The organism is Dietzia sp. CW19 (genome assembly GCF_014145265.1).
Lineage (GTDB): Bacteria > Actinomycetota > Actinomycetes > Mycobacteriales > Mycobacteriaceae > Dietzia > Dietzia natronolimnaea.
Map to the genome: position 1 here is coordinate 1 of NZ_JAALEE010000327.1, position 6967 is coordinate 6967.

General features: G+C 71.6%; 5 protein-coding genes. 3 read left to right on the forward strand and 2 right to left on the reverse strand.

Annotated elements, in window-relative coordinates:
* Positions 1-32 precede the first annotated feature (32 nt).
* The gene (locus G6021_RS10225) at positions 33-3884 is read right to left on the reverse strand and encodes a Pls/PosA family non-ribosomal peptide synthetase (RefSeq protein WP_182617501.1); all 3852 of its coding nucleotides are present in this window, start codon (positions 3882-3884) and stop codon (positions 33-35) included.
* 67 nt (positions 3885-3951) lie between these two features.
* Between G6021_RS10225 and G6021_RS10230 the strand changes: the two genes are divergently transcribed.
* From G6021_RS10230 to G6021_RS10240, 3 genes are all read left to right on the forward strand, one after another.
* A complete protein-coding gene (locus G6021_RS10230) occupies positions 3952-4776 on the forward strand; it encodes an SDR family oxidoreductase (protein WP_179524462.1) in 825 nt (274 codons plus the stop codon).
* 174 nt (positions 4777-4950) lie between these two features.
* Entirely contained in the window at positions 4951-5157 is a 207-nt protein-coding gene (locus tag G6021_RS10235) for a PspC domain-containing protein (RefSeq protein ID WP_179524463.1), read from the forward strand.
* Positions 5158-5180: 23 nt separating this feature from the next.
* A complete protein-coding gene (locus G6021_RS10240) occupies positions 5181-6044 on the forward strand; it encodes a crotonase/enoyl-CoA hydratase family protein (RefSeq protein WP_182617503.1) in 864 nt (287 codons plus the stop codon).
* A gap of 129 nt (positions 6045-6173) precedes the next feature.
* On the opposite strand, the gene G6021_RS10245 is transcribed toward G6021_RS10240, so the two are convergent.
* Positions 6174-6686, reverse strand: a complete 513-nt coding sequence (locus G6021_RS10245) for an inorganic diphosphatase (protein ID WP_179524465.1) — start codon at positions 6684-6686, stop codon at positions 6174-6176.
* Positions 6687-6967 lie beyond the last annotated feature (281 nt).

Consider the following 6967-nt stretch of genomic DNA (forward strand, 5'->3'; position numbering starts at 1 on the left):
GCCCTCGTGCGTCCCGCCCGGGTGCGCCCCGCTCAGCCCCGCCAGGGCGCGATCGGGTTGCCCTGCCAGCGGGTGCCCGGGGGGATACGGTCGCCGCGCATGACGAGCGACGCCGGGCCCACGGTGGAGCCGTCGCCGATCGAGGACGCCGGGAGGGTCACACAGTGGCAGCCCAGGGTCGCGCCGTCGGCCATGTCCACCCGGTCGATCTGCATGATGCGGTCGTGGAACAGGTGGGTCTGCACCACGCAGCCGCGGTTGACGGTGACGGCATCGCCCAGGGAGACCAGGTCGGCCTCGGGGAGCCAGTAGGACTCGCACCACACACCCCGGCCGATGCGCGACCCGAGCAGCCGCAGCATGACGGTGAGGATCGGGGTGCCGGAGGCGGGGCGGGCCATCCAGGGCGCGGCCAGGAGTTCGACGAACGAGTCGGCGACCTCGTTGCGCCACACGAAGGAGGACCACAGGGGCTGTTCGCCCGCGCGGATCCTGCCCACCAGGAGCCACTTGGCCAGCACCGAGACGAACAGGGCCACGAGTCCGGCGTACGCGAGGGTGACCCCGGAGGCCAGCGCCGCGACGCCGAAGCCCCATTCCCGGTGGATCTCCTGCATCACGACCAGGACGCTGACCAGCAGCAGGAACGAGAGCCACACGGGGACCAGGCGCAGGGTCTCCCAGGCGCCGCGGGCCACCTTGAGGCGCCGGGGCGGCTGGTAGGTGCGCACATCGCTCTCGCCGTCGGTCACGGCCCTGGGCAATTTCTGCGGCGGTGAACCGAGCCACGAGGTGCCCTTCTTGGCCTTCTGCGGCGCGGAGGACAGCACGGCGACCAGCCCGCGCGCGGGGACCTTGCGGCCGGCGGACGCGATTCCGGAGTTGCCCAGGAACGCGCGTTTGCCGACCTGCGCCTGCTCCAACCGCATCCAGCCCGATCCCAGTTCGTACGGCGCGACCATCGTGTCGTCGGCGAGGAACGCCCCGTCCCGGACGGTGGTGAGCGAGGGGATGAGCAGGACGGTCGAGGCCTCCACGTCCTTGCCGATCCGCGCGCCCAGCGCCCGGAGCCACATCGGGGTGAGCATCGAGGCGTAGAGCGGGTACAGCCAGTTCCGCGAGGCGTCCATGATGCGCTCGCTGCACCAGGCCTGCCACGCGATGCGCGAGTGAACCGGGTGGAACCCCTCCTCGAGGCCCACCGAGAGCGCACGGACCGACACCAGCGTGAGCGCGGCGAACAACGCGAGCGCGAGCAGCGTCCCGGGGACCGACCACAGGGTGGTACTCAGGAACAGCTGGCCGGGGGTCGTGGCGTCCCGCGCCCCCCAGGCCACCACCGCGAGTCCGGCGGCCAGGGCGAGTAGCGGCATCGCGCCGAGGGCCACCGCCGAGAGCTGGTAGATCACGCTCCACACGCGACTGCGGGGTGCGGGTTCGGCCGGCCAGCTCGAGCCCCGCTTGCCCCGCTTGAGGGCGGGTGAGCCCGCGTAGCGCTTCCCGGCCTTGACGGTGCCCACCACGGCGGACCCGATCTCCACGTGCGCGCCGCTGCCGACCACCGCGCCGGGCAGCAGTGTGGACCGGGCTCCCACCACCGCGTTCTCGCCGATCGCCACGGCTCCGATGTGCAGGACGTCGCCGTCGATCCAGTGCCCGGCCAGGTCGACCTCGGGCTCGATGGAGGCTCCGTCGCCCACGGTCAGCAGCCCGGTGACGGGGGGCAGGGTGTGCATGTCCACGCCGTGGCCGATCGACGCGCCGAGAAGCCGCGCGAACGGTGTGAGCCAGCCGGCGCCCTCGAGGTTGGCGACGCCGGAGGCCTCGACCAGCCGTTCGGCCGCCCAGAGGCGAAGGTGGACCGAGCCGCCCCGCGGATAGGTGCCCGGGGTGACCCCGGCCATGAGGACCCGGCAGAGGAGCCCCGTCACCACCGTGCGGCCCGCGGGCAACAGCAGCAACACCGCGAGGATCCCGAGCACCCACCACGAGACCGGGCGCGCCCAGGGGATTCCCACGGAGGCGGCGACGTTGTTGGCGATCCCCAGCCAGGTGAGCCACTGCAGCCCCGTGACCGTCAGCAGCGGGAGGGTCGCCAGGACCTGCACCACCTGCGCACCGCGGCCGACCGGTCTGACGTGTCGCGGTTCCACCGTGGCCACCGGCTCGAGCTCGTCGAGGTATCCCGCGAAGTCGCCCAGGCGCGGGCGGTCGTAGATGTCCCCCACGGTGACGCCGGGGAAGCGCTCCCGGACCGCCACCACCACGTGGGCGGCGGCGAGCGAGCCCCCTCCCAGTGCGAAGAAGTCCTCGTCCACCCCGGAGACGTCGGCACCGAGGGCCGAGGACCACAGTTCGGCCACCCACGCGTCGGTGCCGTCCAGCTCGGTCTCGGCGGCCGAGGTCTGTGCGAGGGGCCACGGCAGGGCCGCGCGGTCGACCTTCCCCGAGGTGCGGGTGGGCAACTCGTCGACGAGGGTCAGCCGGGGGACCACACCCGCCGGCAGGCGGTCGCGCAGGATCCCGGCGGCGTCGGCGAGGTCGAAGCCCACGGGGTCGTCGGCCACGAGATAGGCCACCAGCACGGACTGGCCCGCGTCGGTCTTCTTGACCGCGGCGGCTCCCGCGCTCACGCCGGGCAGGGCGGACACGGCGGTGTCGACCTCACCCAGCTCGAGACGGCGTCCACCGATCTTGACCTGGTCGTCCACGCGGCCGGTGAAGTACAGGCCGTCGGCCTCGAGGCGCACGACGTCGCCGGACCGGTAGGCGCGCTCCCACCCGAGGGTCTCCATGGGCGCGTACTTCTCGGCGTCCTTGTCCGGGTCGAGGTATCGGGCCAGTCCGACGCCACCGATCACCAGCTCGCCGGACTCGCCGTAGCCGACAGGCAGTCCCGTGGCGTCGACCACGGCCAGGTCCCATCCGTCCAGCGGCAGGCCGATCGAGACCTCACCCCTGCCGTCCAGCTGCGCCGCGCACGCCACCACGGTGGCCTCGGTCGGCCCGTAGGTGTTCCAGACCTCCCGGCCGTCTCCCGCGAGTCGCGCGGCGAGCTCGGGCGGGCAGGCCTCGCCGCCGAGGATCACCAGGCGGATGTCGGCGAGCATCTCCTCCGGCCATATCGAGGCCAGGGTCGGGACGGTGGAGATCACCGTGATCCCGCGGTCGCGCAGCCACGGGCCCAGGTCGAGCCCGGACTTGACGATCGACCGGGGCGCGGGCACCAGGCACGCCCCGTGTGCCCAGGCCAACCACATCTCCTCGCAGGAGGCGTCGAACGCCACGGACAACCCCGCCAGCACCCGGTCGCCCGGGCCGAGCGGGGCGCCGGTGAGGAAGATCCGCGATTCGGCGTCCACGAACGCGGCCGCGCTGCGGTGGGTCACCGCCACACCCTTCGGCAGGCCGGTGGTGCCGGAGGTGAAGATGATCCAGCAGTCGTCGTCGACGGTGGGGGCCCGGTGTCGCGACGGGTCGGCCGGACGTCCGGGGTCGGTGACCCGCATCCCCTGGGCGGTGTAGACGGCCGCCACCTGCGCCTGCCCGAACACCAGCTCGGCGCGGTCGGCCGGATCGTCCACGTCCACGGGGACGTACGCCGCCCCGGCGGCGAGGGTCGACAGGATCGCCAGGTACAACTCGACGCCGCCGGAGGGCATGTGGATGCCCACCCGGTCGCCCGCCCCGACCCCCTGCTGCTGCATCCAGCGTGCCGAGGTGTGGATCTCCTCCCACACCTCGCGGTAGCTCAACACGCGCGCTCCGTCGTCGAGGCACGGGGCGTCCGGGTGACCCTGGGCCGCGGAGCCCAGAACGTCCAGCAATGTCCGGGGGCTCGGGGCCTGTGAGCTGCGAAGATACTGCTCAGGGATGGTGTGCACGTGCGGATGGTATCCCGGTCGGGTGAACTTCCCCCCACAGCGTGGGTGGAACTGGTTCTATTAACTCATGTCAGAATCTCTCCAGGGCAAGACCGTCGTGATCGTGGGAGCGGGGCCCGGTTTCGGGCGGACCCTCGCCCTGCGGGCAGCCGAACAGGGGGCGACCGTCGTCGTGGCCGCCCGCACCGCCTCCCGGCTCGACGGGATCGTCGACGAGGTCCGTGCCGCCGGTGGCACCGCGATCGCCGCCGCGGTGGACGCCACGGAGGCCGACTCCGTGCGGGCGTTGCGCGAGACCGTCGCCCAGCACACCGATGCGGTCCACGGCCTGGTCTACAGCGCGTTCGCCGTACCCAGCATGAAGCCGCTGGCCCAGACCGACCACGAGCAGATCTCGCGGGGGATCGACCTCTCGGTCCTCGGCGCGCTCCGCACCACCCAGGAGTTCACCCCGTTGCTCGAGGCGGGCGCGGAGACCCCGGACGCGGAGCAGATCGACGCCGCGCCCGCGAGCAGCTCCGTGGTGATGATGGCCTCGGCCGTCATCCATCATTCCCGCGAGCGCTACGCCGGCTACAAGATCGCCAAGACGGCCCTCGTCGCGCTGGGGCATTCCCTGGCCACAGAGCTCGGACCGCGTGGGATCCGCGTCAACACCGTGGCGCCCGGGTACATCTACGGCGAGACCCTCAAGGGGTACTTCGAACACCTGGCGGGCAAGTACGGCGGGACCGTGGAGGACGTCTACGCCCACACCGCCGAGAAGATGGACCTGCGCCGCCTGCCCGGCGAGCGCGAGATCGTCGACCCGGTGGTGTTCCTGCTCTCGGACGCCGCGTCGGCGATCACCGGCCAGACCCTCACCGTGGACTGCGGCGAGTTCCACACCTGAGGCGAGTTCCACACCTGAGTCCGCGCCCGCTCCCGCGTCCCCACCCCGAGGCGCGGTTCAAGTTCGGATTCGGGGTCCGTCCCGGATGTGGTGGACGCTGCGGGGGAGGAGACTGGAGGTCATCGGGGAGAGGTCCCCGGCCACCAATTTCCGACGACGACGAGGTGACACGTCATGACCTACCCTTCAGACTCCCAGCCCAGGCGACTGACCAGGTCCGAGGACCGCTGGATCGGGGGCGTGTGCGGCGGACTGGCCGACTACTTCGGGCTGGACCCGGTGTTGGTCCGCGTCCTGTTCGTGGCCTCGCTGCTGCTGCCCGGGCCGCAGGTGCTGCTCTACGTGATCCTGTGGTTCGTCATGCCTGACGCCCGCGCCTGAGGAGGCCATGGCAGGCTGAGCGCATGAGCACTCCAGACACCTCGGCCGCGCCCGGTCAGTACTCCTCCGTCCGCATCGAGAAGGGGGTCCGGGACCCGTTCGTCGCGCAGGTGACGCTGATCGGGCCCGGCCCCCACAACGGTATGGGGCCCGACTTCTGGGCGGAGATGCCCCGTGTGATGGCGGAACTCGACGCCGATCCGGAGGTCCGCGCCGCCGTCATCGCCGGTGAGGGCCGGAACTTCTCCTACGGGTTGGATCTGATGGCGATGATGCCGCAGTTCATGGACTTCCTGCCCCAGGACAAGACCCCGGACGCCTCTCGTAACGAGCGGATCCTGGACTTCGTGGAGAACATGCGCCGCGCCATCGACTCGGTGGCGTCGGCCAAGACCCCGACTGTCGCGGCGGTCCAGGGCCGCTGCATCGGGGGCGCCGTGGACCTGATCTCCGCGTGCGACGTCCGCCACGGTGCCGCCGATTCCTCCTACTCGATCCGCGAGGTCAAGGTGGGGATCGTGGCCGACATGGGGTCGCTCGCGCGGCTGCCCCACATCATCGGCCAGGGGCTGACCCGGGAGCTCGCCCTGACCGGACGGGACATCGGCGCGGAGACCGCCCTGCGCTACGGGCTGGTCACCCACGTGGCCGAGGACGCCGCCGGCGTGTTGGACTCGGCGCACGCCACCGCCGCCGAGATCGCGGGCAACCCCCCGCTCGTCGTCCGCGGGACCCGCGAGGTGTTGAACCGCGGCATCGAGGGACAGATCTACGAGAACAACCGCTACGTGGCCACGTGGAACGCGGGCTTCCTCGCCTCCGCCGACATGATGGAGGCCATCTCGGCGACGCTGGAGAAGCGCGAGGCCAGGTTCACCGGCCGCTGAGCCCCGGCGCAGACCGCCCGGCACACCCGGCCTCCTGCATCGACAAGAGCGTTCCGCACACCCGCCTCTCGAGCGATGTGTGCGGAACGCTCTTCGCGTGGCCGTGGGACGGGGTGCGGCGGGCCGGGGTCAGCCGCGGTTGGGCTCGGCCTTCTCCTCGGGATGCGTGCCGTAGTTCTCGATCCCCTCGGCCACGAGCTTCTCGCCGTGGGCCTTGTCCCGCCACTCGCCGGGGGTGACGTGCTTGCCCGGCTCGAGGTCCTTGTAGTGGAGGAAGAAGTGCTCGATCGCCTTGAGCTCGTACTCCGGGACGTCGTTCACGTCCTGGATGTGCTCCCACCGCGGGTCCAGGGCCGGCACGCACAGCAGCTTGTCGTCGCCGCCGGCCTCGTCCGACATCGTGTAGACGCCCACGACGCGGGAGTTGACGATCACGCCGGGGTACACCGACTCGTCGAGCAGGACCAGCGCGTCGCACGGGTCGCCGTCGTCGGCCAGGGTGTGGTCGATGTAGCCGTAGTCGGCCGGGTAGCCCATCGAGGTGAACAGGAACCGGTCGAGGTAGATCTTCCCGGTCTCGTGGTGGATCTCGTACTTGTTGCGCGAGCCCTTGGGGATCTCGATGGTCACTTCGACGGACACTGGCGTACCTCGCTGATCGGCGTTCTCGGGACCCCGGACGCGCGCCCGGGAATTCGCGTCGAGTGTAGTAGGCCGGTGCGGCACCGGGGGCGCTCGTCGTCAGGTCGCCCGCTAGCGTGGGTGGTTGATGGCCGCTGCCCGGTCGGGTGCGGGGTGAGGCGAGTCCGGGAGGGTGGGGGTCGGTGACCGAACGGCGCGTGTGGCGGGGGCGGGGCCCGGCGTGGCGGATCGGGGTCGTCCTCGTCACCGTCGCGCTGCTGGTGGCGGGCCTCGTGGTGGCG